This is a genomic window from Pseudaminobacter salicylatoxidans (assembly GCF_003148475.1).
GTDB classification, from domain to species: Bacteria; Pseudomonadota; Alphaproteobacteria; order Rhizobiales; family Rhizobiaceae; genus Pseudaminobacter; species Pseudaminobacter salicylatoxidans.
In genome coordinates this window covers 209169-236112 of sequence record NZ_QGGG01000005.1, presented here as the reverse complement: position 1 = coordinate 236112, position 26944 = coordinate 209169, and the positions used below count along the sequence as shown (strand labels likewise).

At 63.2% G+C, this 26944-nt stretch carries 24 protein-coding genes; 14 read left to right on the top strand and 10 right to left on the bottom strand.

Annotated elements, in window-relative coordinates:
* Positions 1 to 46 precede the first annotated feature (46 nt).
* On the top strand, positions 47 to 1276 hold the full coding sequence (locus tag C7441_RS09405; RefSeq protein ID WP_109612641.1) for an RHE_PE00001 family protein: 1230 nt from the start codon (positions 47 to 49) through the stop codon (positions 1274 to 1276).
* A 12-nt stretch (positions 1277 to 1288) separates the two neighbouring features.
* On the opposite strand, the gene C7441_RS09400 is transcribed toward C7441_RS09405, so the two are convergent.
* Positions 1289 to 2212 carry a LysR substrate-binding domain-containing protein gene (locus C7441_RS09400; RefSeq protein WP_109612640.1) on the bottom strand — a complete coding sequence of 308 codons (924 nt, stop codon included), beginning with the start codon at positions 2210 to 2212 and terminating at the stop codon, positions 1289 to 1291.
* 172 nt (positions 2213 to 2384) lie between these two features.
* Between C7441_RS09400 and C7441_RS09395 the strand changes: the two genes are divergently transcribed.
* The 7 genes from C7441_RS09395 (at position 2385) to C7441_RS09365 (ending at position 11798) form a co-directional block, all read left to right on the top strand.
* A complete protein-coding gene (locus tag C7441_RS09395) occupies positions 2385 to 4010 on the top strand; it encodes a GMC family oxidoreductase (protein ID WP_109612639.1) in 1626 nt (541 codons plus the stop codon).
* A 29-nt stretch (positions 4011 to 4039) separates the two neighbouring features.
* Positions 4040 to 5146, top strand: a complete 1107-nt coding sequence (locus C7441_RS09390) for a mandelate racemase/muconate lactonizing enzyme family protein (protein WP_109612638.1) — start codon at positions 4040 to 4042, stop codon at positions 5144 to 5146.
* Entirely contained in the window at positions 5143 to 6633 is a 1491-nt protein-coding gene (locus tag C7441_RS09385) for an aldehyde dehydrogenase family protein (protein ID WP_109612637.1), read from the top strand. Before C7441_RS09390 ends, C7441_RS09385 begins: the two co-directional genes overlap by 4 nt.
* 37 nt (positions 6634 to 6670) lie before the next feature.
* Positions 6671 to 8260, top strand: a complete 1590-nt coding sequence (locus C7441_RS09380; RefSeq protein WP_109612636.1) for an ABC transporter substrate-binding protein — start codon at positions 6671 to 6673, stop codon at positions 8258 to 8260.
* A 99-nt stretch (positions 8261 to 8359) separates the two neighbouring features.
* A complete protein-coding gene (locus tag C7441_RS09375) occupies positions 8360 to 9316 on the top strand; it encodes an ABC transporter permease (RefSeq protein ID WP_109612635.1) in 957 nt (318 codons plus the stop codon).
* 10 nt (positions 9317 to 9326) lie between these two features.
* Positions 9327 to 10154, top strand: a complete 828-nt coding sequence (locus tag C7441_RS09370; RefSeq protein WP_109612634.1) for an ABC transporter permease — start codon at positions 9327 to 9329, stop codon at positions 10152 to 10154.
* 3 nt (positions 10155 to 10157) lie between these two features.
* Positions 10158 to 11798 (top strand): ABC transporter ATP-binding protein, encoded by a 1641-nt coding sequence (locus C7441_RS09365; RefSeq protein ID WP_425326572.1) that lies wholly within the window; start codon positions 10158 to 10160, stop codon positions 11796 to 11798.
* Positions 11799 to 11945: 147 nt separating this feature from the next.
* On the opposite strand, the gene C7441_RS24025 is transcribed toward C7441_RS09365, so the two are convergent.
* The 8 genes from C7441_RS24025 to C7441_RS09330 all read right to left on the bottom strand — a co-directional run bounded on the left by C7441_RS24025 (position 11946) and on the right by C7441_RS09330 (position 21043).
* Complete coding sequence (locus C7441_RS24025; protein ID WP_170125067.1) at positions 11946 to 12098, bottom strand: hypothetical protein; 153 nt, start codon at positions 12096 to 12098, stop codon at positions 11946 to 11948.
* A gap of 179 nt (positions 12099 to 12277) precedes the next feature.
* Positions 12278 to 13408, bottom strand: coding sequence for a M24 family metallopeptidase (locus C7441_RS09360; RefSeq protein ID WP_109612632.1), 1131 nt, complete (start codon positions 13406 to 13408; stop codon positions 12278 to 12280).
* Positions 13401 to 14630 carry a M20 family metallopeptidase gene (locus C7441_RS09355; protein WP_109612631.1) on the bottom strand — a complete coding sequence of 410 codons (1230 nt, stop codon included), beginning with the start codon at positions 14628 to 14630 and terminating at the stop codon, positions 13401 to 13403. Before C7441_RS09355 ends, C7441_RS09360 begins: the two co-directional genes overlap by 8 nt.
* Positions 14631 to 14667: 37 nt before the next feature.
* Positions 14668 to 16308, bottom strand: coding sequence for a dipeptide ABC transporter ATP-binding protein (locus C7441_RS09350; RefSeq protein ID WP_109612630.1), 1641 nt, complete (start codon positions 16306 to 16308; stop codon positions 14668 to 14670).
* A 9-nt stretch (positions 16309 to 16317) separates the two neighbouring features.
* Positions 16318 to 17142, bottom strand: a complete 825-nt coding sequence (locus C7441_RS09345) for an ABC transporter permease (RefSeq protein ID WP_019170050.1) — start codon at positions 17140 to 17142, stop codon at positions 16318 to 16320.
* Positions 17135 to 18082 carry an ABC transporter permease gene (locus tag C7441_RS09340; RefSeq protein WP_109612629.1) on the bottom strand — a complete coding sequence of 316 codons (948 nt, stop codon included), beginning with the start codon at positions 18080 to 18082 and terminating at the stop codon, positions 17135 to 17137. The genes C7441_RS09345 and C7441_RS09340 overlap by 8 nt, the downstream gene beginning before the upstream one ends.
* 66 nt (positions 18083 to 18148) lie before the next feature.
* A complete protein-coding gene (locus C7441_RS09335) occupies positions 18149 to 19711 on the bottom strand; it encodes an ABC transporter substrate-binding protein (protein ID WP_109612628.1) in 1563 nt (520 codons plus the stop codon).
* 27 nt (positions 19712 to 19738) lie between these two features.
* A complete protein-coding gene (locus C7441_RS09330; protein WP_109612627.1) occupies positions 19739 to 21043 on the bottom strand; it encodes a M20 family metallopeptidase in 1305 nt (434 codons plus the stop codon).
* Between the two features lie 16 nt (positions 21044 to 21059).
* Here C7441_RS09330 and C7441_RS09325 point away from each other — a divergent pair, with 16 nt between their 5' ends.
* The gene (locus C7441_RS09325) at positions 21060 to 21926 is read left to right on the top strand and encodes a GntR family transcriptional regulator (RefSeq protein WP_244916097.1); all 867 of its coding nucleotides are present in this window, start codon (positions 21060 to 21062) and stop codon (positions 21924 to 21926) included.
* Between the two features lie 132 nt (positions 21927 to 22058).
* Here C7441_RS09325 and C7441_RS09320 read toward each other — a convergent pair whose 3' ends face one another.
* A complete protein-coding gene (locus C7441_RS09320; protein ID WP_109612625.1) occupies positions 22059 to 22361 on the bottom strand; it encodes an alkylphosphonate utilization protein in 303 nt (100 codons plus the stop codon).
* A 265-nt stretch (positions 22362 to 22626) separates the two neighbouring features.
* Between C7441_RS09320 and C7441_RS09315 the strand changes: the two genes are divergently transcribed.
* Genes C7441_RS09315 through C7441_RS09295 form a run of 5 tightly spaced genes read left to right on the top strand, consistent with a single transcriptional unit; the run spans position 22627 to position 26898 of the window.
* Positions 22627 to 23646, top strand: coding sequence for an ABC transporter substrate-binding protein (locus C7441_RS09315; protein ID WP_244916096.1), 1020 nt, complete (start codon positions 22627 to 22629; stop codon positions 23644 to 23646).
* Positions 23646 to 24449, top strand: a complete 804-nt coding sequence (locus tag C7441_RS09310; RefSeq protein ID WP_109612623.1) for an ABC transporter ATP-binding protein — start codon at positions 23646 to 23648, stop codon at positions 24447 to 24449. The genes C7441_RS09315 and C7441_RS09310 overlap by 1 nt, the downstream gene beginning before the upstream one ends.
* Before the next feature lies 1 nt (position 24450).
* Positions 24451 to 25266 carry an ABC transporter permease gene (locus C7441_RS09305; RefSeq protein ID WP_109612622.1) on the top strand — a complete coding sequence of 272 codons (816 nt, stop codon included), beginning with the start codon at positions 24451 to 24453 and terminating at the stop codon, positions 25264 to 25266.
* Positions 25267 to 25279: 13 nt separating this feature from the next.
* Positions 25280 to 25987 carry a GntR family transcriptional regulator gene (locus C7441_RS09300; RefSeq protein ID WP_109612621.1) on the top strand — a complete coding sequence of 236 codons (708 nt, stop codon included), beginning with the start codon at positions 25280 to 25282 and terminating at the stop codon, positions 25985 to 25987.
* Positions 25984 to 26898 carry an Ldh family oxidoreductase gene (locus C7441_RS09295; protein ID WP_109612620.1) on the top strand — a complete coding sequence of 305 codons (915 nt, stop codon included), beginning with the start codon at positions 25984 to 25986 and terminating at the stop codon, positions 26896 to 26898. Before C7441_RS09300 ends, C7441_RS09295 begins: the two co-directional genes overlap by 4 nt.
* Positions 26899 to 26944: the final 46 nt, after the last annotated feature.

The window sequence follows — 26944 nt, the reverse complement described above, 5'->3', positions numbered from 1 at the left end:
AACTGGCGGATAGCTTCCGTTTGACGCTTTCTATATCCTCAAATCAATGACTTACGATTTGCATGGATTGCCCCTGCGCGAGCTGCTCGAACCCCTTATCCGGGCCGAGGATCAACTTGCCCGGTTGGACGAACGGCTGCGCAAGAGCGAGACCGGGCCCGGCTTCATCGAGCGCGCGCATTTCCATGATGCCGTTGCCCAGCTCTGGCTGGAGGGCGAACTGGTCCATGCGGAAGACCTCGTCCTTCATGACGCCATGATGGACACGCGTTCGCCCACTCACGAGCTGACACGGGCGCATGCGGTGCTGCGGACACGACGGCGCATCCTCGCGCAACCTCCTGGCTGGGCGCTGTCGTCGACAGGGCTGGCAATGCTGATGGCGCGCGAAAGCGCTGCGGGAAGCCAACTTGCGCGCCAACCGGACCATGTGGGAAGAGCCGCGGCGGGTGCGGAAGCCGGCGAGGACGAACAGCCCGATGCGCTGGCACTCCAGCTTGCCGAAATCGACGCGGTTCTGGCGCGAACCGAAAGATTGCTGGAAAGCGCGGGGCGGCGAGATCATCGCCGCGGAGGATGGGGGCCCGACGCTGATCGGGCTGAAGAGACTGGCGCGATAGCCGGTGACGTAGCTTCCGGCGCCGCTTCGGCTGCTCCGGCTGATCCTGATGGCGGGGCAAGCCGAAACCGTTCCTCCCGCAGTCCACTGGTGGACGATCCCGACTGGGATGAGGAAAAGCGACTGACCAAATGGCTGGATGTCGTAGAAGATGTTCGTGACGAATTCCCACCGCTGCTGGCTGCTGCCCTGGTGTGGGACGCCTGGGAGCGGATCGAGCCGTTGCAGCATCAGGCTTGGCTCGGCAATCTTCTCGTGTCGGGATTGCTGCGGGCCACCGACAAGACGAACGCGCATCTGGCCGGGATCAGCATTGGCTTGAAACAGGTTACGCGCGACAAGCGCCGGTGTCGCCACCGCGCCACCCGGCTCGCTGCATTTCTGGAGGGGATCGCGGGCGGGGCCGAGGCAGGCTTGAAGGAACTCGATCGGCTTGCTCTGGCGCGCACGCAGATGGAACGGCGGCTGCGCGGCAAGCGGCGCAATTCACGTTTGCCGGCATTGATCGAACTGGTGCTGGCGCGGCCCATGGTTTCGGCGGGGCTCATGGCGAAGGAACTTGGCATCACCCAGCGCGCCGCGCTCGATCTGGTTTCTGAGCTCGGCATTCGCGAACTGACCGGCCGGGGCCGGTTCCGGGCCTGGGGCGTGCTGTAGGAGGAAGCGTTTTTAACGAAGCGACCGGATCGCGGGGCCGGGCGGAGAACTCTCCTGGCACTCGGCGATAAGCCACTCCCGGAAAATGATCGCCTCGGGATTCGTGCGTTCTGCGGATCGTGCTGTCAGAACATAGTGGGCCTCGTCGATATCGATGCCTTCGACCAAGGGGCTGAGCAGGTTGCGCTGACGTAGGAAAGGTTCGGCATATCTCCTTTGCACGATGCAGGGTCCCAGCCCGGCCGACGTCAATTCGATGGCGAACAACGAATTGTCCGTCATCGTGCTGACCCGCACCCTTCGGTCGCTGATCTGATGTTTGCGCAACAGCCGCGTCCAGCGGTCCTCGCAGCCCATGATATGGACGACGCCGTGATCGAGCAGGGCAAGCACTTTCTGACGATCATCTCCGTCCGGCAGTTTCATATCGCTGCGCGCCACGACGATCGACGGTTCGCGCAAAAGCGGGCGCACCTCGAAATCGCCCCACTGCCCGTCGCCGAACCGGATATCGACATCGACCGCAGTGGTGGATTCCGCCCACACCGCCGTCAGGATCCGGAGCTTGATGTGCGGGAAGGCGGCATAGAATCTCGGCAGTCGCGGTGCGAGCCAGTTGGCCCCGAAAAGCACGGGCGTGCGCACGGTGATGTGGCTCTCGTGATCGGCACCGAACAGTCCGACGGTGGAGATCGTCAGTTCGTCAAAAGCCTTGCGCACACTTGGAAGGTAGGCTCGACCGATATCGGTAAGTTGCAGGCCGCGCGCCAGCCTTTCGAAAAGCTGGAAGCCCAGTCTTTGCTCCAGCGAACGCACCTGATGGCTTATCGCTGCTGGCGTCAGGTTCAGTTCGGCCGCCGCCGCGGAGAAGCTGGACCGTCGCGCGGCGGCCTCATAGGCGCGCAGCCATTGTAGGGGAGGAAGCGAAACCGTCATGGCTGAAAAATCCCGCAGCTTCAAATAAAATAGGGTCTTATCACATTAAAGCTTTGTTTGACTTGCTGCAAAGCCCCCCGCGATAATCCTTGCGATGGCCATGCGGCATTTGGCTGAGCGATTGGAGGTCGTTCAGACGATGCTGCGCTGATCGGGCGGAGAGGTTTCACGTTTGGGGGAATATGACTATATCGTCGTAGGCGCCGGGTCGGCGGGATGCGTCGTGGCCGAGGCCTTGTCGCGGGACGGCGCAAGCAGCGTGCTGGTGCTGGAGGCGGGTGGCTCGGATCGCAATTTCTGGATCAGGATGCCGATCGGCTATGGCCGCACCTTCTTCGACCCGCGCATCAACTGGATGTATCGGACCGAGGCGGATCCTGGGACGGGCGGGCGCGAGAGCTATTGGCCGCGTGGCAAGGTGATCGGCGGCTCGAGTTCCATCAACGCCCTCATCTATTGCCGCGGAATGCCGACCGACTTCGAGGATTGGAAGGCGTCGGGCGCCGCTGGCTGGGGCTGGGATGATGTACGCTCACATTACGAGGCGGTCGAGCGCCGCATCGGAGAAGACGGTTCGGTCAGCGGCGATGGCCCACTCTATATCAGCAATGTGCGGCGCGACATTCACCCGTCCAACCGGCATTATTTTGCGATGGCGCGCGAGATGGGGCTTCCCGTCACCGACGATTGCAACGGACCCGATCCCGAAGGCGTCACGCATTACCGCATCACCACGAAGAATGGCCGCCGGTGGTCAGCCGCAGATGCGTTCCTGCGACCCGCGCTGAAACGCCGGAACGTCACGCTTGTTACCGGCGCCATGGTGGAGCGCATCGTGATCGAGCGACAGCGTGTGACCGGCGTTTCCGTGTGCCTGCAAAGCGGCCGACAAACGTTTCGTGCCCGTAAGGAAGTGATCGTCAGTGCCGGTTCGGTGAATTCTCCCAAGCTGTTGCAGCTTTCGGGACTGGGGCCTGGCGCGCTGCTGCGGGACATGGGCATCGAGATCGTGCGTGCCAACGACAATATCGGCGGCAATCTGCAGGACCATCTCGGCATCAATTATTACTACAAGGCAACCGAGCCGACCCTGAATTCGATGCTGTCGCCGTGGTGGGGCAAGCTGCTGCAAGGCATGCGCTATGTGCTGGCGCGCCGGGGACCCCTCAGCCTGAGCGTCAACCAGTGCGGTGGCTTTGTCCGTTCGCGTGAAGGGCTCGAACGGCCCGACCAGCAGCTTTATCTCAATCCGGTCACCTACACGACCGCGCCGAGCGACAAGCGCCCGATCATCAATCCCGATCCGTGGCCAGGTTTCATCCTGTCGTTCCAGCCGGCCCGGCCAACCAGCCGTGGCCGGATCGACATCCGCTCGAACGATCCGGCGGATGCGCCGCGTATCGTCCCGAATTATCTGTCCACGCGCAAGGATCAGGAGGATGTGGTGGCCGGCGGCCGGCTGATCCAGCGCATGGCGCGCACGCCTGCTATCCGCACCTTCGCGAGGGAAGCGATCGCGCCCGACATCGAGAAGCTCGATGATGCTGGCATACTGGAAGATTTCCGTGAGCGCTGCGGCAGCGTTTTCCATCCGGTGGCCACCTGCCGGATGGGCCGCGACGAGACATCCGCGGTTGTCGGCCCCGACCTCAAGGTCTTCGGCATCGACGGCTTGCGGGTCGTGGATGCTTCCGTTTTTCCCAATGTCACATCCGGCAACACCAACGCTCCGACGATCATGCTGGCGCACCGGGCTTCCAGCCTGATCCTGCGTGAGCGGGCACGCCGACCGGTCTGATCCACCTTTGCATAGAGTGAGTTCCGTTCTTGAAAATCCGCAAGCTTGAAACCTTCACCAACGAATTTGTCGGCTTCGTTCGCCTCACCGCCGAGGACGGTTCGATTGGCTGGGGACAGTTGTCGACCTACAATTCGGACATCACCGCGGCTGTGTTTCATCGCCAGGTCGCACCCTGGACGCTGGGCCGCAGCGTGACGGATCTCAAAGCGCTTGTGGGCGAGATTGCGGAGCGCGAGCACAAGTTCTCCTGCTCCTATCTCTACCGGGCAATGGCCGGGCTCGACACGGCAATATGGGACCTGCGCGGTCGCCTCGCACAGAAGCCGGTGACGGAGCTCATTGGCGGAACGCCGGGCCGGCTGCGCGCCTATGCCTCTTCCATGCGCCGCGACATCACGCCGGAAGACGAGGTCGCGCGGTTCCAGCGCCTGCGCGACGCCCATGGCTTCGATGCCTTCAAGTTCAGGATCGGGTCGGAATGCGGCCATGACCGCGACGAGTGGGAAGGACGCACCGAAGCGATCGTTCCTGCGATCCGCACGGCGCTGGGGCCCGATATCTCGCTACTGGTAGACGCCAATTCCTGCTATTCGCCTGCTCGCGCGATCGAAGTGGGCCGGATGCTGGAACAGAATGGCGTCGAGCATTTCGAGGAGCCGTGCCCCTACTGGGAGATGGAGCAGACACGCGAGGTGACGCAGGCTCTGGCGCTCGACATCACCGGCGGCGAACAGGACTACGACATGCAGCATTGGCGGCGCATGGTTGCCATGCGCGCGGTGGATATCATCCAGCCCGACATTCTTTATCTCGGCGGCATGGCGCGCACGCTTCAGGTTGCTCGCATGGGCGAGGCGGCAGGCCTGCCGTGCACGCCTCATGCTGCAAATCTGGGGCTGGTGACGCTCTTCACCATGCATCTGCTGCGCGCGATTCCAAATGCCGGCAAGTATCTCGAGTTTTCCATCGAGGGACCGGACTACTACCCTTGGCAGGAAGGCCTGTTCACGGAAAACCCCTACGAAGTGACAGACGGCATGGTCACCGTGACCGACCGTCCGGGTTGGGGCATCGAGATCAGCCCGGAATGGCTGGCAATGTCCAGCTACCAGCAGAGTGAGCTTGCGGCATGATCGACGATGCCGCCGTACTCGTCAGGACGTATTTCGAGACAGGAACCCTGCCGGGCCTGCCTCAAGGCCATTTCATAGGCGGGCACTACGCCGCCGGCAGCGACGGCGAGATGCTTGAGAGCTTCGATCCCGGTTCGGCGCGTGCCTTTGCCAGCTTCAGTGCCGGCAAGGGCGAGGATGTGTTCCGCGCGGTCGAAGCGGCCGAAAAGGGGCTTGCCGTATGGCGCGATACGACGCCGGCCGAACGCTGCCGGATACTCAACCGCGCCGCGATATTGATACGCGAGCGCGCCGGGTATCTCAGCGTTCTGGAAGCGCTCGATTCGGGCAAGACCCTGGACGAGGCACGCGGCGACGTGCGCTCCTGTGCGCGGCTGTTCGAATATTATGCCGGCGCCGCCGACAAGCTGGAGGGCCGGTCCATCCCCTTGGGTCCGGGTCTGTCTTGCTGGACCGAGCGCGAGCCGGTGGGTGTCACCGCTCAGATCATTCCGTGGAATTATCCCACCTCGACCTTCGCGCGCGGTGTCGCGCCGGCGCTTGCGGCCGGATGCGCGGTGGTTGCAAAGCCTGCCGAGACCACGCCGTTCACAGCCCTGGTGCTGGCCGGATGGCTGGCGGAGGCGGGGGTGCCTGCAGGCGTGGTCAATGTGGTGACCGGCCTTGGCGCGGATGCGGGGGCCGCCCTGGTGCGCCATCCGGCGATCGCGCACATCACCTTCACCGGCTCTGTGCGCACTGGCGTGGACGTGATGCAGGTAGCCGCGCCGAATGTGACCCGGCTGACCCTGGAACTCGGCGGCAAGTCGCCATTGGTTGCGCTCGCGGACAGCGATGTCGACAAGGTCGTGGATGGCGCATTGTGGGCGATCTTTTCCAATGCAGGCCAGATCTGCTCGGCAGGCTCTCGCCTTGTTATCGACCGGAAGATTCATGCCGAAGTCCTGGAAAAGCTGATCGGCAAGGCGCGTGCGCTCAGGCTAGGGCACGGCCTCAAGGGGCCGGATGTCGGCGCGCTGAATTCACAGGCGCATCTCGAACGTGTCCACGCCCATGTCCAAGCGGCGCGCAGGCGCGGCCTCTCGATCCTGACCGGCGGCAAGCCCGCGACCGATGAACAGACGGGCACAGGATGGTTTTTCGAGCCGACGATCATCGATGGCCTCCCTTGCGACGATCCGGCAGTACAGGAAGAGATTTTCGGGCCGGTGCTGGCCGTCCAGATCGTGGATGGCGAAGAAGAGGCCGTAGCCGTAGCGAACGGCACCGAATTCGGGCTGGTGGCAGGTATCTACACGGGTGATATCAGCAAGGCCCTCCGACTCGCCCGTGCCATCGACGCCGGGCAGATAACCATCAACGATTATTGGGCCGGAGGCGTGGAAGTGCCTTTCGGCGGCAACCGGAAATCGGGTTTCGGGCGCGAGAAGGGGCTTGAAGGCATCGAAGCCTATGCGCGCACGAAGGCGATCACGATCCGGCACTGAGCGGGCTCGGCAGCATATTTCGCAACAGGAGGAACGGATGAAAGATCAAATCGAAACATTGAAGCGCTCCCTTATCGGGGGGCAGATCGACCGGCGCGGGTTCATGACGGGCGCGCTGGCGTTCGGAGCCGGCCTGTCGCTGTCATCGTCGGTCCTGGCTCAGGCCGAGGCCGCAACGCCGAAGAAGGGCGGTACGCTGAAGGTCGGCTTCCTGCAGGGCTCCACCTCGGACTCTTTCGATCCGGCGACCTACAACAACGACTTCATGTTCGTGACCAACTATGCCGTTTTCAACCATCTGACGGAGTTCGGACCCGCTGGCCAGATCGAGCCCGAGCTGGCCGAGAGCTTCGAGGCCGAGCCCGGCGCAAAAATATGGAGCTTCAAGCTGCGCAAGGACGCGGAGTTTTCGGACGGCAAGAAGCTGACCGCGGCGGACGTCCTAGCCTCGATCGACTACCATCGGGGAGAAGATTCCAAATCGGCGGTCAAGCCGGTGCTGGCCCAGATCGAGGAAATGAAGGCGACCGACGACCACACCATCGTCTTCACCCTTTCTACCGGCAACGCCGATTTCCCCTATATCTTTGCCGACTATCATCTGTGCATCCGACAGGCCGTCGAGGGCAAGATCGACGCGCATAGCCGCATCGGTACCGGCGGCTACACGGTCGAGAGCTTCGAGCCCGGCGTACGCATCCGGCTGAAGCGCCGCGACGGTTACTGGAAGCAGGACCGCGCCCATTTCGAGCAGGTCGAAATCACCACGATCGCCGACACTGCGGCCAGAATGAATGCTCTGATGACCGGGCAGGTGCACATCATCGACCGACCTGATCTCAAGACCATCCATCTCTTGAAGCGTGCGCCGGGCGTGCGCGTGGAGACCACTTCGGGCACGCTGCATTACACCATGCCCATGCATGTGAACACCGCGCCCTACGACAACCAGAATGTCCGCATGGCGCTGAAACATGCCATCGACCGTGAGGAACTGGTCGACAAGATCCTGCGTGGCTACGGCACGGTCGGCAACGACCATCCGGTCATGAGTTCCATGCCGTTCTTCGATGCCACCATCGAGCAGCGCGCCTATGACCCTGACAAGGCACGCCATTACCTGAAGCAGGCAGGGCTTTCCTCGCTGGATGTGCAGCTCTTCACGTCCGATGCCGCCTTCGAGGGGGCGGTCGACGCCTCGCTCCTCTATTCCGAACAGGCCAAGAAGGCCGGCATCAACATCGAGGTCGTGCGCCAGCCGAGCGATGGCTACTGGTCGAACGTGTGGCTCGTGAAGCCTTTCTGCACCAGCTACTGGGGCGGCCGCCCGACGCCGGACTGGATGTTCACAGCCGGTTATTCGAAGGATGCGGAGTGGAACGACACCAAGTGGCAGAACGAGCGCTTCAACGCCCTGCTGCTGGAGGCCCGTGCCGAGACCGACCAGGACTTGCGTGCGGAGATGTATTCGGAAATGCAGCGCCTGTGCCGCGATGACGGTGGTGCGCTTATCCCGATGTTCGGCAAGTATGTCTTTGCTCTGCGCGACGAGATTCAGCATGGCGAGCTGAGCGGGCAGTGGAATCTCGACAGCCTGCGCTTCGTCGAGCGCTGGTGGATGGCCTGAGGGCTTTGATGGCAATGCCGGCGCCGGAGGCAGGGCGTCCGGCATTGCGGCTGCGGACGGGGAAGGGTATCGCCAAATTCCGTCCGACTGGGAGGCTATGTGGCAAAAATCTGGATCCTGTTGGGCGAACGTCTGGCGCTCGGGCTTGTGACGCTGGTCGTCGTATCTGCGCTCATCTTCGTTGGCGTCGAACTCCTGCCGGGCGACCTTGCCCAGCAAATCCTCGGCCAGTCCGCCACGCCGGAGACGGTTGCCGCCTTCCGCCGGGAACTGGGCCTGGATCAGCCGGCCCTCTATCGTTACATGAACTGGCTCGGGGGGGTGGTCCATGGAGAATTCGGCAACTCGCTCGCCAACGGCCGGCCGATTTCCGACCTTCTGGGCGTGCGGCTGAAGAACACGCTTTTCCTGGCGGGTTTCGCCGCCGTGATTTCGGTCCCGACCGCGCTGATCCTGGGCATTCTGGCGGCGCTCTACCGCAACTCTATCTTCGACCGGCTGTGCAATGTGATCGCACTCACCTGGGTATCCCTGCCGGAATTCTTCGTGGCCTATGTGCTCGTGCTATTCCTTGCGGTCCGCATCAGCTTGTTCCCGGCCATTTCCAGTATCGATGCGGAGATGTCTCTGGCGGAAATGCTCTATCGCTCGTTCCTGCCGGCGCTGACGCTCATGCTGGTGGTGATTGCCCACATGATGCGCATGACGCGTGCGGCAATCATCAATGTTCTGGCCAGCCCCTATGTCGAGATGGCCAGGCTCAAGGGCCTGAGCCGGATGCGGGTCGTCCTTTTCCACGCCCTGCCGAACGCGCTGGCTCCGATCATCAATGTGGTCGCACTCAACCTCGCCTATCTGGTGGTCGGTGTCGTGGTGGTGGAGGTCGTGTTCGTCTATCCGGGGCTTGGACAATTGCTTGTCGATGCGGTGTCGAACCGTGACGTCATGGTGGTGCAGTCGGTGGGGCTCATTTTTGCTGCCGCCTATATCCTGCTCAATCTGCTGGCGGACATCCTGTCGATCGTCACCAATCCAAGACTCATGAACCAGCGCTGAGGGCGGGAAGATGAAGGATTTCCTGCAGACGTTCAAAAGCGCCCCGCCGACCGCCTGGTTCGGCATGGTCGTGATTGCCGTGATCGCGCTTACCGCTGTCTTTGCGCCGTTGATCGCCCCCTATGGGGAGACCCAGATCGTCGGCGGACAGTACGAGCCGTGGAGCGATGCGTTCCTGCTCGGCACCGACAATCTCGGCCGGGATATGTTCTCGCGGCTCGTCTATGGAACCCGCAATACGGTGGGCCTGGCCCTGCTGGCGACTGCAATCGCCTTTGGGGCCGGCTCCGTGCTGGGCATTGTGGCGGCCGTTATGGGCGGTTTCGTCGACCGGTTCCTGTCGCGGATCATCGACGTGATCATGGCGATCCCGTCGCTTATTCTCGCACTGATGCTGCTGACCATCGTCGGCGCGTCGGTCGCCAGCATGATCTTCGTCATCGCCCTCATCTATGTGGCGCCGGTATTCCGCCTTGCGCGCGCCTCGGCGCAATCGGTGGTGGCCATGGACTACATCGAGGCGGCCCGTCTGCGCGGGGAGGGGCTTGGTTGGCTTGTCGTGAAGGAAGTTCTGCCCAACATCGCGTCCACGCTGGTGGCGGAGTTCGGCCTGCGCTTCTGCTTCGTCTTCCTGTTTATCGCGGCCTTGTCCTTCCTTGGGCTGGGCATCCAGCCGCCGACGGCTGACTGGGGCTCGATGCTGAAGGAAAATGCGACCTTGATCTCGTTCGGCGACATCACGCCGCTCCTGCCGGCGGCGGCAATCGCACTCCTGACCGTATCGGTCAATTTCGTCGTCGACTGGATGCTGCATCGCTCCAGCGGATTGAAGGACTGAATGATGGAAGGCAGCCGGAAAGCGGATTCGCTGTTGCTCACGATACGGGACCTGTCCATCGAAGGCAGGTCGGCCAACGGATGGACCCGGCTGGTGGACGGGATCGACCTCGACCTGCATCGCGGCCAGGTACTCGGCCTTATCGGCGAATCCGGCGCCGGCAAGTCCACGCTGGGGCTCACCTCAATGGGCTATACCCGTGACGGATGCCGCATTGCATCGGGGTCTGTCCGCTTTGACGGAATTGATCTGGTGGCCTGCGGCGAGCGGGTGCGCCAGGATCTGCGTGGAAAGCGCATTGCCTATGTCGCCCAGTCGGCGGCCGCGTCCTTCAATCCCGCTTACCGGCTCATCCGGCAACATTGCGAAGTGCCGGTGGTGAAGAAGGTGATGACGCCTGATCAGGCGCAGGCGGATGCGATCGATCTCTACACCAAAATGCGCCTGCCGGTGCCCAACGAGATCGGCTTCCGCTATCCGCATCAGGTATCGGGCGGCCAATTGCAGCGGGCCATGACGGCGATGGCGATGGCCTGCCGACCAGACCTGATCATCTTCGACGAGCCGACCACGGCTCTTGACGTCACCACTCAGGTCGAGGTGCTGGCGGCTATCCGCAATATCGTGGAGCAGTTCGGAACCGCCGCGATCTATATCAGTCACGATCTGGCGGTGGTGGCGCAGATGGCCGACCGCATCATGGTCCTGAAGAACGGGCACATGGTCGAACAGGCCGAGACCCGCACGATGCTTGCCGCCCCGCGCGAAAACTACACGAAATCGCTATGGGCTGTACGCTCGCTCGCCCGAGAGGCCCAGGCGCCTGCGGAGCCTTCCGCGACGCCCGTGATTTCCCTGACGGGCGTGGATGCGGCCTATGGATCGGCCAGGGTTCTGCACGACGTTTCCTTCGATATTCATCGCGGGCGGACCGTGGCGGTGGTGGGCGAATCCGGATCGGGAAAATCGACGGTCGCGCGCGTGATCAGCGGGCTGCTGAAGCCTTCGCGCGGCGAAATCCGCTTCGAGGGCCACACATTGAAAGCCGACTATCTGGCGCGCGGTCGCGACGACCTGCGTCACGTGCAGATGATCTATCAGATGCCGGATACGGCGCTGAACCCGCGCCAGACCATTCGCGACATCATCGGGCGGCCGATAGAATTCTATCTTGGCCTCAAGGGGCGCGCGAAGGAAGAGCGCATTTGCGCCTTGCTCGACCAGATCGAACTTGATCCGAAGATCTATATCGACCGGCGCCCGACCGAGCTTTCAGGCGGGCAGAAACAGCGCATCGGCATTGCCAGGGCGCTGGCGGCGGAGCCAAAATTCATCATCTGCGACGAGGTGACTTCCGCACTCGACCAGCTGGTTGCAGCGGGAATCCTGAAACTGCTGGAGCGGATACAGAAGGACTTCGAACTGGCGCTGATGTTCATCACCCACGACCTCGCCACCGTAAAGGCGATCGCTGACGACGTCGTGGTGATGCAGCATGGCCGGATCGTCGAGAAGGGTCTTGTCGAGCCGATCTTCTCGAACCCCACGGATGCCTATACGAAACGGCTGTTGCAGTCCGTGCCGGAAATGGATCCCGAATGGCTGGACAGGCTGTTCGCCGGGCGACGCGAGGGTGATCGATAACTGCGGCGATCAGGTCGAACCTTCTTCATAAAAAACCTGCTGACCTGCGAGCAGCCATATGACTTTCACGCAGTGCCATCATGCTCAACAAATAGCTGGAGTCTGATGACACGTCGAGAAAACGTCATCAGACTCCAGCCATGACCGTCAGCCAGCTGCCTTTTCCATTTCCAGTCGCATGGCACGAAGGCGAGCAGTCTTTCTTTCGCGTTCCTGCTGTTCTGCAAGTATATATTGTCGTGCAATCCTGTCTGCGCGCTCGTGGCGGTTTTCGGCTCTTTTCTTATCGGGCATGGACATCAGCAATTCCTCTTTTGATCTCGACATTTAATATAGGAATTTGAAAAATTATTTCAAACTTCCAAGAAATGGCGTCACAGGAAGAGAAATTGCCGGGATAATGTCTTCATTCGAGCCGCGAAGGATCGGCAACACGAGCAATGCCGCCGGCGCTGGGGTTTGCTCGGGAGAGCAGCGTTTCACTCTCCGGCGAGGAGCATCCGGCGAGGCGTCTGCGTCAGGCGACGGCCACCCTCGGGCGTGACCACCACGCTTTCCGAGAACCCCAGCCCCTCAGCCGTCGTGTAGACGTGGAAGACCATGTTCTCTTCCAGTGGCCAGTGCTGGTCTGGCAGGAAGACGCGCGAGAAATCGCTGCTTCTGGGTGTGCGGATATAAAGGCCGAGCGTATAGGCGCTGACATTATCATACTCGGCGCGCAAGCCCGCATCGAGCACGCCCTGCCGCACGATGCGGTCGACATCGGAAGCGATGGCGCCGGGTCTCATAGCCACGATCTGGGCGTCCTGAAGCCGGACAAGTTCTTCCGCGACCTCGTTCTGGCGCGCAGTGGGCGCGCCGATCAGGATCGGGCGCATGATCCGCGCGCCGTAATGTGCGACGCGCGGGATCAGTTCGACATGCAATATGTCTCCGGGAGCGAGTTCGTCGGTGCGGAAAAGACCATGCAGGAATTCGTGGCTGCCGCTGCCGCGCACGATGGGTCCGGTCTCGCCTGTGTCCGCGCCTTCGCGCAGGAATGAAGCGGCGGCGATGGCGGCCGCCTCGCGGGTGGTGAAGCCGGGGCGCGCGGCGGCCGCGACCTGAGCCATGGCGCTGTCGGCGATGGCGGCCGCATTGGCGATCTGCGCGATCTCATGGGCGGACTTCACCCAGCGCAGCGAATCCGTTGCGCCCACGAGGTTGACGAACCGGGCTTGCGGCAACGCGGTGGTAAATACCTGCGCGCGCGCGGGGTTCCAGCTTACCGAGTTGAAATCGACCCCGATGCGCGCATCCGCAAAGCCGCGTCTGCGCAGTTCCTCGACCATGAACGTCTCGGGTGAGGCGGTATCGGGATAACCTGACACATCGGTGATCCAGCCGCCTTCACGGCAGGGCGCTTCATCGAGCGCGCGCAGGATGAACCACGGCGCGCCCTCGCGCGGCAGGAAAACCGCGCGATACATGGTTTCCGAGACCGTATAGCCCGAGATCCAGGCGAGGCTCTCGCCGCTGTCGAGGATCATCAGGTCGCAGTTCTCGCGCGCCATCAGGGCGCGTGCGCGCTCGACCCGCCAGGCATACTCCGCCGGGACGATCTCAGTCATTGTCGTCCACGCCGCAGATGTTCAGGATGGTCAGCATGTAGACCTTGATCATGTCGATATAGTCGACAATGTCCACGCGCTCGTCCGGCATGGTGTTGTAGCGGCCGCCGCAGCCGCAGACGATGCCTTCCATTCCGCCGAGTTCGTAGAGATGCCCCGCATCCGAGCCGTAGAAGCGCGTCGGCGTGATTGCTCCGGTGGGCTGGGTCTCGCCGCGGACTTCCTCATAGGCGGAATTGATCGCCTGAACGATGGGACTGTCGCGCTTCACCTCGAAGGGCGGCATCAGCGAAATGCCGTTGCGGTCCACGGTGGACAGTTCGGCCCTGAGGCCTGGGAAGCGCGCCTCCAGCGCATCGAGCTCCTTGCGCATGTCGGCCAGCACGCCCTCGCGCGTCTGTCCCGGCGCATAGCGGGCCGAACCCTTCAGGCGCACGAAATCGGCGACCTGCGGCGGCCGCCACTCTTCCAGATCGCGGCCGAGCGCGCCATGCACCACGCCGACATGGCAGCGGTTCACGCCTTCATGATCGGGGCCGAGCGCGCCCGAGAAGGTCATGGCGTTGAGGCGCGGGATCAGGTCGCAGGCCGCCACGATCGCATCGACCGATTCCTCGCGCTTGGACAGGTGACGGGTGTCGCCGGTCAGTTCGATCGAGAAGGTCAGCGCGGCGGAGTGCATGGTCACGGCGACCAGATCGCTCGGTTCGCAATTGACGAAATAGTCGGCGCGCAGCCCGTCCTTCAGCAGCGCCTCGGTTCCCACGCCGCCCTGCAACTCGCCGACGACAAAGGTCAGGATGACGTCGCCCTTCAGCTTCACGCCCGCCTGCTTCAGCGTCCTGACGGCGCAGAAATAGGCCGCGTCCGAAGCCTTCATGTTGGAGACGCCGATGCCATAGATGAACTTGTCATCGACGAGCCCGCCCCAGGGATCGACGGTCCAGCCTTCCGTCACCGGATTGGTGTCGAGATGGCCGTTGAAAATCAGGCTTTTGCCGCCACCGCTGCCCCTGAAGGTGCCGACGGCATTGGCGCGGCCCTTGTCGCCGAAGGGGCGCATGTCGGCATCGAGGCCGATCGCCTTCATCTCCTCGACCATGCGGCGGACGAGAACGGTCTCGCCCTCGGTCTCGGAATAGGTCTTGTGGCGCACCATCATCGACACGATGTCGAGGCAGGCCTTCTCGTCCACGCTTGCAAGCAGCGCCTTGCGGTCCATTCTTGGTCTCCGGGAAATCGGGGCGGGAGCCCCTTGGTCATGCAGTCAGGGTGAGTGATGCAGGCGGCGTTACCGCTGCCAGCAATTCGCGGGTGTAGGGGGCACGGTCGGGAGCGGCGATAGCCTCGGTCGCAACGACCTCGATCAGGTCGCCGCGATACATGACGGCGATCCGATGGGCGATCTGCCGGATCAGATTGATGTCATGGGTGATGAAGATATAGGCAGCACCGGTCTGTTGATGCAGTTCCATCAGAAGCTCGATCACCGAGGCCTGCACCGACACGTCGAGCGCCGATGTGATCTCGTCGCAGATCACCAGGCGCGGGTTCGACAGGAAGGCGCGGGCAATCGCGATGCGCTGCTTTTCACCGCCGGAAAGCTGATGCGGGAAGCGGTCGATATAGGTTGCGGGCAGGCGCACGCGTTCCAGCATCTCCTCGATCTGGCGGCGGCGCGGCAGCCCGTCGCGGCCGCCGTAAAGCCTGATCGGCCGTGCGAGGATTTCGGAGATGCGCTGACGGGGGTTCAGCGAAGCGTCGGGATGCTGGAACACGATCTGGACGTCACGGCGATAATCGCGGCCCATATCCGACAATCCGCGCACCGGCTTGCCGTCGAACTCGATCAGCCCGTCAAATCGGTTCAGCCCCGTCATCGCCTTCGCAAGCGTGGATTTGCCGGACCCGGATTCGCCGACGATGCCCAGGATTTCGCCTGGCTTGATGTCGAGCGTCACCGCACGGTTGCCCACGACCGGCGTGAAATCGCGGCGCAGCAAGCTGTCGAGCAGCGACTTGCGCCCATAGTTCACGCTGACGCCGCGGACCTTGACCAGAGGGGCTGCTTCGGGCGCGGGATCGGCCTTGACCAAACGGCGATCGGGGCGCGGCACGGCGCCGATCAGCGCCCGCGTGTAGGGGTGTTGGGGTGCGCGGAACAGCGTGACCGTATCGCCTTCCTCGACGATCTCACCCTTCTGCAGCACGGCAACTCGCCTGGCTGTCCGTGCCACCAGCGCAAGGTCATGTGAGATGTAAAGCGAAGCGACGCCGGTTTCGGCCTGAAGCCCGGCGAAGAGGTCGAGTATCTGGCGCGAGGTGATCACGTCCAGCGCGGTCGTCGGCTCGTCGAAGATGATGAGTTCGGGATTGCAGGCGAAAGCGGTGGCGATGACCACGCGCTGCTTTTCCCCGCCGGAAACCTCGTGCGGCAGGCGGTGCATCATCTCGGCGGGGGACTTCAGCCCGACATGGGCAAGACGCTCCTCGCCGGCCTTCCAGGCCTGCGCGGATGTCAGCCCCTGATGGCGCATCAGCACTTCGGCCAGTTGCTCGCCCAGTTTCAGGGTCGGGTTCAGCGCGGTTGCCGGGTCCTGGAAGACCATGCTGACGCGGCTGCCGCGCAGATCGGCCAGCTGGCGTGGGGTCTGCGCGCGCAGATCGGTAGCGCCCAGATGGATCGCGCCCGCATTCTCGATCGCGTTCGGCGCGAGATAGCGCATGATCGCTGAGGCCATCGAGCTTTTGCCCGAGCCGGATTCGCCGACAAGGCCAAGGATCTCGCCGCGGTTGATCGTCAAGTTGATGGTCTTCAGGACGCTCAGAGTGTCGCTGCCGACCTTGTAACCGAGCGAATAGTCGCGGACCGAAAGCACGGGTTTCTGATCTTGGGGCATGTCTGTCTCTCAGGTCCGTGGGTTCAGCGCGTCGCGCAGACCGTCGCCGAGCAGGTTGAAGCCGATGGCCGTGATCGCGATGACGACGCTTGGCCAGATCAGGATCCAGGGGCTGCGGTGCAGGTATTGCCGCGCCTCCGAGACCATCAGGCCCCAGTCGGCGGCCGGCGGCTGCGCGCCGAGGCCAAGGAAGCTCAGCGTGGCGAACAGCATCACCGCGAAGGAAACGCGGATCGTCATCTCGACCACGATCGGCGCGATGACGTTGGGCAGCATTTCGCGCAGCACGATATAGAGACTGCCCTCGCCACGCGCGACCGCCGCACTGACATAATCCTGCTTGCGCACGGTCAGGGCCACGGCGCGGGTGATGCGGGCCATGCCGGGCATGAAGGCAATGGCAACGGCCAGAAGCGCATTTGCCCCGCTTGCGCCCAGAAGCGATACGACCAGCAGCGCCATCAGAAGGGAAGGGATCGCCATGACGGCATCGACGGTGCGCATGATCGCCTCGTCCCAGCGTCCGCCAAGATAGGCCGAACCGGTTCCGACGACCGCCCCAAGCAGCGTGCCGAGCAGCGTCGCCAAAAGCGCCATGGTGACGGTCGAGCGCGCGCCGGAAAGAATGCGGCTGAGAATGTCGCGGCCGTACTGGTCGGTTCCCAGAAGATAGTCTCCTCCCGGCGCCTTGTAGCGGGCCAGCGCGGCCATTGCGTCGGGATCGTGCGGGGCAAGCCAGGCCCCGGTCAAGGCGGCAAACAGGACAAGGACCACGACCAGCGAGCCGATCAGTCCCTGCGGGGTCGCAAGCAGGCGGCGCAGGAAATCAGTCATACTGGATCCTCTTGTCGAGCCACGCATAGATGAGGTCGGCGGCGAAATTCACGATGCTGTAGGTGGCGGCCATGATGAGGACGCCGGCCTGGATCACGGGCAGGTCGCGGGCCTGGATCGCGGCCATCAGCGCACGGCCGATGCCGGGGATCGAGAAGATTTCCTCGACGACGATCACGCCGCCCAGAAGATAGCCGACATCCAGCGCAACGATCGTGATGGCCGGCAGCAGCGCGTTGCGCAGCCCATGGCGCAAAAGGATGCGGCCGCGGCTGAGGCCCTTCAGATGCGCGGCGCGGATATAGTCCGTATGCAGCACATCCACGAGTTCCGAGCGCACCATACGCGAGACATGCGCGATCATGATGATCGAGACGACCACGACCGGCAGGACGAGGTGGCGCAAGCCTTCGACCGGATTCTGGCTCAGCGGGACATAGCCGGCGGGCGGCAGGATTCCCCACCAGTCGGCGATGAACAGCACCGCGAGCGTCGCTGTCACGAATTCGGGAAGGGCGACGCCGATATAGGACAGGAAGCTCACGAAAAGATCGGTGGCTTTCCCGCGCCGGATCGCGGCGACCACGCCCATCGGCAGCGCCAAAGCGAGCATGAAGGTCAGCGAGAAGACCGCCAGCGTCAGCGAGGTTCCCAATGCGGAGAAAAGCGCTGGCCCTACCGGCTGGCCGGTGCGCAGCGACGTTCCGAAATCGCCCTGCACGACGCCGCCGATCCAGCGCAGATACTGCATCCAGATGGGATCGTTGAGGCCCATGCTGTTGCGCAGCGCCTCGAGCGCCTCGGTGGTGGCGTTTTCGCCCAGCATCATCACCGCCGCATCGGCCGGAAGCACCTGCGTGATCCCGAAAACCAGCAGTGAGACGATGAACAGCGTATAGAAGATCAGCGCGATGCGCTTGAGGATGTAGCTCGCGGACAAAGCAGTTTCCCGTTGGATGGCCCGTCGTCAGGCCCGGCCCCGGAAGGGGCCGGGCGATGGCAGGGCTCAGGCGGCCCTTGTCGGTGAATTCGCATCCAGCCAGGCGAAGTCGAGCCGGAACATCGAGGCGCGCGGATGGATCGCATAGTCATGCATCCAGGCGCGCTTGGCGCCCAGCACGTCGAAGAAGGAGGGGATCAGCGACGGCACGTCCTCATGCATCAGTTCCTGCGCTTTGGTGTAGACCTCCGTCCGCTTGACGGGATCGAGAATGCCGCGCGCTTCCTCGATCAGCGCGTCGAACGCCTTGTTATTCCAGCGCGTCTCGTTCCATGCGGCGTCCGACGTGAACAGCAGCTTGAAGATGCCGTCCGGCGTCGGCTGCATATTGTAGAAGCCGATATAGAAGGCGCCCTTGGTCCAGACCTGATCAAGGTAGGTCGCGTGCGGCATGGTGCGGACATTGATCGTAATGCCCGCTTCCTTGGCCATTTCGCGCAGCGCGATGGCGAGCTGGGTGCGGATGGCCGGGCGATCCGAGGCGATCAGTTCGGCCTCGAAACCGTCCGGGAATCCGGCTTCCGCCAGGAGTCGCCTGGCCTCGGCAATATCGGCTTCGCGCTGCGGCAGCGCCTTGAAGAACGGGTAGGATTTGTTCAATGGCGTGTCATTGCCCTTGATGCCGAACCCTTCGGTCATGAAATCGACCATTGCTTCACGGTCGATGGTCAGGGCAAGCGCGCGGCGCACGCGGGCATCGTTGAACGGTGCGATGTCGGTTCCAAAGTTCACGTTGCAGAACTGGCCGGAGGCCGCGCGCAGCGTATCTACCCCGTCCGCGCCTTCCAGACGCATGAAGTCGTTGGGCTCGACCGTCGCCACCAGATCGATGTCGCCGGCCATCAGCGAGGAAACCTGTGCGCCAAGATCGGGGAAGACCTTCAGTTCCACCCGGTCCACATAAGGACGGGCGGGATCGTAATAATCGGGGTTGCGCTCGAACACGACCAGACGGTCGGGCTCGTAGGAGACCAGCTTGAAGGGGCCGGTGCCGTTGGCAGCGCTGCGCAGGCTTTCGAAATTGCCGGCAATCACCGAAGCCGGAATGATGCGGGCATTGTTGTAGGCGACCGCGGCCGGGAAGTCGGCATAGGGCGTCGAGAGGGTGAATTTCACCGTCTGCGGGTCGACCGCCTCGACCTTCTCGATCGGGCCGACATTGTTCTTGCCGGGCGAGGCAAATTTGGGGTCCAGGATCGCCTCGAAGCTTGCGACCACATCGGCCGAGGTGCAGTCCGATCCGTCATGGAACTTGAGCCCGTCACGCAGCTTGAAGGTCCATTCGGTCAGCGTGTCATTCGCATTCCATTCCGTCGCCAGGTCGGGCTCGGCCTGCATCCCCACGGTCAGCCGGGTCAGGGAGGAATAAAGCAGTTCGGCCGCAAGATATTCCGGGTTCACGCGGCTTAGCAGCGGATGCAGCACGCTGACCGCCTGATCGATCGCGACGCGCAGCGTGCCGCCTTTCTCCGGGGTGGCCTGGGCCAGCGCCATGGCGGGAGCATATACGCTCAACGCGGTGGCGGCGGCCGTCGAAAGCAGGAAAGTACGTCTGTTGAGGCGCAAGATGAGATCTCCCTGGGGTTTGGTTTGATGTCAAAGGTCCGGGTTCAGCCGGAGCTCGAAGCCGGCGGACAGATAAGTCAGAATGGTTTTGGTCAGCGCGGCCAGATCGGCGCGGGTTGTGTGTTCCTCGGCGCCATGGGCATTGGACGAGGGGCGGATGAGGCCGCCGAGAATGATCTCCTGCGCCACACCGGCCTGCTGGACATAACCCGAATCCGAGGCGCTGGCCGCTCCCCATTTGGCAAAGTCGTCCGGCTTGTAGCCGAAGCCTTCCTGCACCGCCCTGATCCAGCGCGGATAGTGCGGGCCTTCGGGATCGGCGGTTGGGGTCAGGTGCCCGACAAGGTCGAAGCGTAGCCGGGCTCCTTCGGGCGCTGCTGCGCGAATGGCGTCCTCGATCTCGGTGCGTGCGGCAGCGAAGCTTTCCTCCGGCGCATAGCGGCGCGAGACCTGAAAGATGAACCGGTCGGGCACCTGCCCGCCGCAGGTTCCGCCATTGGCGACCGTGATCGAGACCTGCGCGGCCAGCGGCGCCGCCCCCGGTGCCGGCGGCAGGGCCGAAATCCGCGAGGCGACCGCAGGGCGCAGAACCTGCACCGCCTGCATCATCGGCAACGCCGCTTCGATCGCATTGACGCCGCGTCCGGCGCGGTTGCCGTCGGCGGCATGAACGGCGTGACCTTCGACCGTGACCTGAAGGTTGAAGCTGCCGAAGCAGCCGCCCCAGATTCGTGGTGTGGCGGAGCCGTTGAAATTCAGCAGATGCCCGGCAATCTCGCCTTCTTCAGCGAGGTAGCGGATGCCGGGATAAAGCCCGCCCTCCTCATCGGTGCAAAGCAGGAATTGCGGGCGATAGGCCAGTTCCAGCCCCGTCTCCCGCGCGATGCGCACGGCATGAACCGCAGCCGCGATCGCGCCCTTCATGTCCGCCGCGCCAAGCCCGTAGAGGACGCCGTCTTCCTCCGTCAGCCGGAAGGGGTCACGGGTCCAGCCGGTGGCCGCGCAAACGGTATCGACATGGAAATACAGCGAACAGGCCGGCTTCTCGCCGGGGATTTCGGCAACCAGGTTGATGCGCGGGCCAGAGGCCGGGCCGCCCTCGACTTTCCACAATGCCTCGGGGACGGTGACGCGGCGCATCCGGAAGCCCAGTGGCGCCAGCACGTCCTCCATCAGCGTTGCGAAGGCGTCATAGCCTTCGCCGGGCGGGAAGCTCGTATCCACGGCGATCATCCGGCCAAGCTCGGCCACGGTCCGGTCCAGGCCGGCCTCGATGCCAGCCAGCGCGTTCGCATGGGCGGTCCCGAAACAGACTGGCGCGGTTTGATCAGCCATGGTTCACCTCCCGAAAATGACTGGCTCTGATAATAACTGTAAACTATATAGAAATAGCAACAACTTTATTGAGGCGATCCACCATTGCGCAGCGCGACATGACGCCGCTAAGCTCCGGCAATTGCTTTCAACGACCCTGCGGGACCGAATTTTGCCTGACCTTTCAACACATTCGCCCATCTATCGCGCCGTCGCCGCTCAGATCACCGAAAGGATCACATCGGGCATTTGGCCGGCAGGAACCGTGCTTCCTTCGGAAACCGCGCTTGCCCAGGAGTTCCGCGTGGCGGTGGGAACGATTCGCCGCGCGCTGGGAGAGCTGACGGCCGAGGGCTCTCTAGTCAGGCGCCGTAAAACGGGCACTGTTGTGACGGGGCGAACGCCGAGGCACAATCTGCGCTTCTATTTCCACTATTTCCGTCTGAACAAGCGCTCGGGCGAAATGCAGAATTCGGTGCCTCATGTCACCGCTGTCACGCGCCGCGTTGCGACCGCCCATGAGGCGCAAAGCCTGGCCATCGACGAGACAGATCCGGTGATCCATATCCACCGCGTGCGCGCGGTGGACGGCCGCCCGGTCATGCATGAGGAAGTGATAATTCCCGCCGCGCTGGTTCCGGAATTTCCGCTCACAGCAGCTGACGTGCCCGAGCGGCTTTATCCGATGTTCTGGGAACGCTACGGGATCAAGATCGCGGCCATTCGCGAGCAGATCGAGGCCGAACTTGCGACGCAGGAAGATTGCCGCCATCTCGGCTTGACCGCCCCGGCCGCCGTGCTGGTGATCCACGAGGTCGCCTATGACGAACAGGCTCGACCGGTTCTGATGAACATTCATCGCGCGACGACGGCGAACGACGTTTACGTCAACGAAATCCAGTAACCGCCCAAGGCTCTTCGCTGTGGCGACTGCGCGTGTGGGTGCTGACAGTGTCGCGCGGCAAAGGCAGGCAGCCGCCGTTCTGCGTGGGCGGAGGGGTTTCGACAGAAGCGTGCAGCCGGTTGCCGGCTGCACTCAGCGTTTGCGGACGAACTCGGTTCGCAGCACGAGACCCTTGATCGCGTCGTGCCGGCAGTCGATCTCTTCAGGATTGTCCGTGAGCCGGATCGATCGGATGACAGTGCCTTGTTTCAGGGTCTGCCCGGCGCCCTTGACCTTGAGGTCCTTGATCAGCACCACGGCGTCGCCGTCGGCCAGCACGTTGCCGGAGGCATCACGTGCCGCATTTTTCGCCGCAGCTTCCGCGGCAAGCTCCGAAGCCGGCCGCCATTCGCCGGTCGCCTCGTCGTAAACATATTCATCGTCGTCGCTGGTCATGTGCGGTGCTATCGCAGATGCGGGTCGATTTGCCAATACTCATGGCGCAATTCCGGCCGGTGCCCGTACGCCGAGGCGATCAGCCGGCGTGGCGAAGCGCATTAAGATGAAAATATCTGATTGCATATCTGATGCATCAGTTGTAGGTAATTTCTTCCGGTCGGACCATCTGATTATCCGCTTCGTGTCTTTGCGTCAGGGTATGGCAGAATCGTCGGTGCGGGCGGCGGAAAGACACTCTGGCGCATGAGGGGGAGTCTCGCGCATGTCTTCAATCACTCGTCGTGATCTCATGGCAGCGGCCGCTGCCACCGCTTTGGCTACATCATTGGCCGCGCCGGCGCTGGCGCAAAGCCTGCCGCAAGTGGAGTTTCTCTATTCTCCCTACGCCGACTACGCGCCCTTCTTCGTGGCCAAGGAGTTCGGCTTCTTCGAGGAATTCGGCGTGGATGTCACGCTCTCGCCCAAGGGTGATACTGCCGAAACCATCCAGATGCTCGCCTCCGGCAATATCGAGGCCGGCAGCGCGACCTGGGCCTCCAGCCTTTTCAATGCGCTCGACCGTGGCGCCACGGTTGCGATCATCGCCACCTCGGCGCGCATGCCCTCCACCGTTCCTTCGCCTTCCCCTTTCATGGTCTCGCAGCTTGCCTGGGATGCAGGGGTGCGCACCGTCGCCGATCTCAAGGGCAAGCGCATCGGCATTCCCGGTCCGGGCGGCTTTGGCATGTTCTCCGTCGGCAAGGCTCTGGAGAAGGGCGGACTGACGTTCGAGGATGTCGAGCCGATCTTTTTGCCGCCGCCGGCAACCGCCGCCGCGTTTGCCAATGGCGCGCTTGACGCGGGCTGGAGCATCGAGCCTTTTGCCCAGCAGCTTGAAAAGCAGGGACTTGGTCGACGGCTGGTCGAGGACCACACTTTCGGCACCGAACTTGGCCTGATCGCCTTCAATCAGGATTTCGTGACCGAAAACGAGGATGCGGTGGTAGAGTTCATGGCGGCCTACCTAAAGGCCGCCCGCTTGCTCGACACCGGTGGCTGGAACGACGACAAGGTCCTCAGGGCCGTGGCGAAATACACCGGGACCGAGCCCGATTCCCTGCGCGGCATCCCCTACACCATCCGCTCCGAGGATGGCGCCATCGACATGGCTTCCGTGCGTGAGCAGGAGGAGTTCTTCCGCAGCCGCGGCGCCCTCGAATATGATGGCCCTGTCGATATTGAAGGGGTCTATCGTCTCGATCTTTTGAAGCGCGCCAACGAACTCCTCGCAAACAAGAAGTGATGGCTACCGTGCAGGAGACAGTGCATCCGTCTGCGGTGAAAACGGCTCCGCCGGCCATCGAGGTCAGCCATCTGACCAAGGCGTTCTATGACAGTGAAGGCGACCGCGTGACGGTTGCCGTTTCCGACGTCGGCTTTTCCGTGGCGCGCGGCGAGTTCGTCTGTATTGTGGGTCCCAGCGGTTGCGGCAAGACCACGGTCCTGCGCATTCTCGCCGACCTCGAACAGAAGCTTAGCGGCACGGTGAAACTGCACAGCGCCACGCCGCCGGCCATGGTTTTCCAGGAAGCTTCCGTCCTGCCCTGGCTGACGGTGGCGGAGAACATCGCTTTTCCGCTGAGCCTCAAGGGTGTCTCCCGTGCAGAGCAGGAAGCGCGCGTGCGCGACCTGTTGGCGCTGACTGGCCTCACCGAATTCGCCAAGGCCCGTCCCCATCAGCTCTCGGGAGGAATGAAGCAGCGCGTCTCGGTGGCGCGCGCTTTGGTCGACGACCGCGAGATCCTGCTGATGGACGAGCCCTTCGGCGCGCTCGATGAGCAGACCCGCCTCGTGCTGCAACAGGAGCTGCTGCGCATTTGGGAGACGACCGGCAAGACCGTGGTCTTCATCACCCACAGTGTCGATGAAGCGCTGACGCTGGCCGACCGCGTGCTGGTCATGTCGCCGCGTCCGGGCACATTGGTCGCCAACCTGACGGTGCCGTTCGAGCGGCCGCGCGATGTTGTCGAGATGCGCCGCGACAAGCGGTTCTGGGATATGACTTACGAGGTCTGGCGCTTGCTGGCCTCTCCTGCGAGGGACTGAGATGAACGCCGCTCCCATCACGCTGACGAAAGATGAATGGCGCCGGCTCAAGGCGCCGGCCCGCCGCGAACGGATATTCCGCCTCGCTTCCTATTTCAGCCCGCTGCTGCTTCTGTTGCTGTGGGAGCTGTCCAGCCAGTTCAATCTGATTGACCGGCGCTTCTTTCCGGCTCCGAGCGCCATTGCCGGCACCGCGTGGCGCATGACAGTGAGCTTCGAACTGTTCGAGCATATCGGTGCGACGCTGCGCCGCGTCGGCATCGGCTATATGCTGGGCGCGGTGCCCGGCATCGTCATAGGGCTCATTCTGGGTCTGTCGCTACCGGTTCGCCGGCTGCTCGGGCCGATTTTCTCGGCGCTCTATCCTGTGCCGAAGATCGCCATCCTGCCACTGATCCTGCTGATCTTCGGCGTCGGCGACGCCTCGAAATTCGTCGTTATCGCCATCGGCGTGTTTTTCCTGATGCTCTACAACACCATGGGCGGGGTGATGCAGACGCCCCAGATCTACATGGATGTCGCCAAGAATGCGGGCGCGAGCCGGTTCCAGACCTTCCGGCGCATCGCCTTCCCGGCCGCGCTGCCAAGCATCTTCACCGGGTTGAAGCTCGCCGCCGGCTCGTCCTACATCATCATCGCCGCAGCCGAATTCCTCGGCGCCCGCAATGGCGTCGGCTTCTTCATCTGGGCATCGTGGCAGACCTTCGCGGTGTCGCGGATGTTCGTCGGCATCGTGGTGATCTCGGTCATGGGCTATCTCACCATCCTCGCACTCGAGGCGCTGGAACGGCGGTTCGTGCCCTGGGCGAAGCATTGAGGGGCTGAGGCTCATGACTGCCGCCGCCACCGCCCACACACCTGTTTCGGAGCGCATCTATCTGGCGCTCCGCCAGAAGATCATGCGTTGCGAGATCGTACCGGGGACGACGCTCGACGCGGCCTCGATTGCCAGTCACTACGAGGTTTCAAAGACGCCGGTGCGCGATGCCATGCAGAAACTTGCAGCTGACGGGCTGGTGATGATTTTGCCGCGCAGCGGCTATCTCGTCGCCCCCATAACCTTCCAGGCTGTGCACGATATTCTCGATATGCGCGCGGCGATCGGGCCGCATGCGGCCCGGCAAGCGGCACGCTACGCGACGCCGGCCGAAATCGCTCTGCTGCGCCAGATCGTCAGGGAATACGACGCTCCGCTCGATATCGGCGCCATGCAACAGGTGGCGCGCCGTTTTCACATCGCCATCGCCCGCTGCAGCCGCAACAAGCGCGTCGTCGCTCTTTCGGAGAGCCTGTTCGACGAACTCGAACGTCTCTTGCGTTTCGCCATCGATTTCACGGTCAAGACAGGCGAGCATTCCGATGAACACACGGCGCTCGTCGATGCAATCGAAGCCGGCGATGGCGAGCGGGCCGCCGCGATAGAGGCGGCCCATATCAAGCACAGCCGGGAATTCCTGATCGAGCGCCTGATGACGCTGGGCTATCTGTCGGAAAGCGAGATTCGGCTTGGCGGCGCAGCGCGGAGCGCAAGCGAATGATCGCAATTCCTGATGCGGCAGGCCGGCTGTCGACCGCCCTGGGCGGCAGCCCGGCAGCCAGGCTCGCCGCTTCGGCCCTGATCGAGGCCGATGCGCTCGGCCTGTCGCGCTTCGGCATTGCCATGCTCGATGAATGGACAGCCAACGTCGCGCCCGTGCCGAAGAGCGAGAACCTGCGGGCGATAAGCTGGCTCGATTGCTCCTCCTGCTTTGCGCCGCTCGCAGTCGCAGACGCCACACTCGACCTGACCGAAACCGCCCGGCAATTCGGCATCGCCGCCGTTTTCCTGCGTGGTGTCAGGGGGTTCGGTCGGCTCGCTCCCTTCGTTCGCCATCTTGCCGATGCCGGTCTTGTCGGGATTGCAGGTGCCGAGGGTCCGCCTTTCGTCGCGGCGCATGGTGGCACGCGCCCGGTGATCGGCACCAATCCGTTTGCCTTCGCCATGGGCCAGGGCGCCGATCGCGTGGTCATCGACGTCGCCAGCAGCACCGCGACCATGGCCGATATCCGAAATGCCCGTGTTTCCGGCATGTCATTGCCGGACGGGATCGGCCTGGACGGTGAAGGACGGCCGACCAGCGTCGCCGCCGAAGTTGTGGCGCTGTTGCCGCGCGGCGGCCAGATCGGATCCTTGCTCGGGCTCGTGGTCGAACTCATGGCCGGCGTTGCCGGCGGGGGGCGCGGTGATCCGAAAGGGCGTGGCGTATTCATCCTCGCCTTCGATCCGGCCGCGGCCGAAGAACGCGTCGACTGGCAAGCCAGGCTTACCGGGTTGAAGAGCGACTGGACGGATGGTGGCGGTCACTGGCCGCGCGGCGGCGTTCTGCCGCCCGAAACCGTACTGGACGGTGATTTCGCCCAGCGTCTCGACGCTTATCTTGCCCGCATGGCCGGCCAGGCGGGCCGATGATGCGACACTTCACTTTATCTGGCTGGATGGATCCGGCTCACAGCGC

Coding starts and splice junctions, on each gene's coding strand:
- C7441_RS09350 (WP_109612630.1), bottom strand. CDS start 16,308: ATGCCCCAAGATCAGAAACCCGTGCTTTCGGTCCGCGACTATTCGCTC.
- C7441_RS09360 (WP_109612632.1), bottom strand. CDS start 13,408: ATGACTGAGATCGTCCCGGCGGAGTATGCCTGGCGGGTCGAGCGCGCA.
- C7441_RS09305 (WP_109612622.1), top strand. CDS start 24,451: ATGAACGCCGCTCCCATCACGCTGACGAAAGATGAATGGCGCCGGCTC.
- C7441_RS09330 (WP_109612627.1), bottom strand. CDS start 21,043: ATGGCTGATCAAACCGCGCCAGTCTGTTTCGGGACCGCCCATGCGAAC.
- C7441_RS09295 (WP_109612620.1), top strand. CDS start 25,984: ATGATCGCAATTCCTGATGCGGCAGGCCGGCTGTCGACCGCCCTGGGC.
- C7441_RS09370 (WP_109612634.1), top strand. CDS start 9,327: ATGAAGGATTTCCTGCAGACGTTCAAAAGCGCCCCGCCGACCGCCTGG.
- C7441_RS09380 (WP_109612636.1), top strand. CDS start 6,671: ATGAAAGATCAAATCGAAACATTGAAGCGCTCCCTTATCGGGGGGCAG.
- C7441_RS09385 (WP_109612637.1), top strand. CDS start 5,143: ATGATCGACGATGCCGCCGTACTCGTCAGGACGTATTTCGAGACAGGA.
- C7441_RS09345 (WP_019170050.1), bottom strand. CDS start 17,142: ATGACTGATTTCCTGCGCCGCCTGCTTGCGACCCCGCAGGGACTGATC.
- C7441_RS09300 (WP_109612621.1), top strand. CDS start 25,280: ATGACTGCCGCCGCCACCGCCCACACACCTGTTTCGGAGCGCATCTAT.
- C7441_RS09355 (WP_109612631.1), bottom strand. CDS start 14,630: ATGGACCGCAAGGCGCTGCTTGCAAGCGTGGACGAGAAGGCCTGCCTC.
- C7441_RS09320 (WP_109612625.1), bottom strand. CDS start 22,361: ATGACCAGCGACGACGATGAATATGTTTACGACGAGGCGACCGGCGAA.
- C7441_RS09405 (WP_109612641.1), top strand. CDS start 47: ATGACTTACGATTTGCATGGATTGCCCCTGCGCGAGCTGCTCGAACCC.
- C7441_RS09325 (WP_244916097.1), top strand. CDS start 21,060: ATGACTGGCTCTGATAATAACTGTAAACTATATAGAAATAGCAACAAC.
- C7441_RS09400 (WP_109612640.1), bottom strand. CDS start 2,212: ATGACGGTTTCGCTTCCTCCCCTACAATGGCTGCGCGCCTATGAGGCC.
- C7441_RS09365 (WP_425326572.1), top strand. CDS start 10,158: ATGGAAGGCAGCCGGAAAGCGGATTCGCTGTTGCTCACGATACGGGAC.
- C7441_RS09310 (WP_109612623.1), top strand. CDS start 23,646: ATGGCTACCGTGCAGGAGACAGTGCATCCGTCTGCGGTGAAAACGGCT.
- C7441_RS24025 (WP_170125067.1), bottom strand. CDS start 12,098: ATGTCCATGCCCGATAAGAAAAGAGCCGAAAACCGCCACGAGCGCGCA.
- C7441_RS09315 (WP_244916096.1), top strand. CDS start 22,627: ATGTCTTCAATCACTCGTCGTGATCTCATGGCAGCGGCCGCTGCCACC.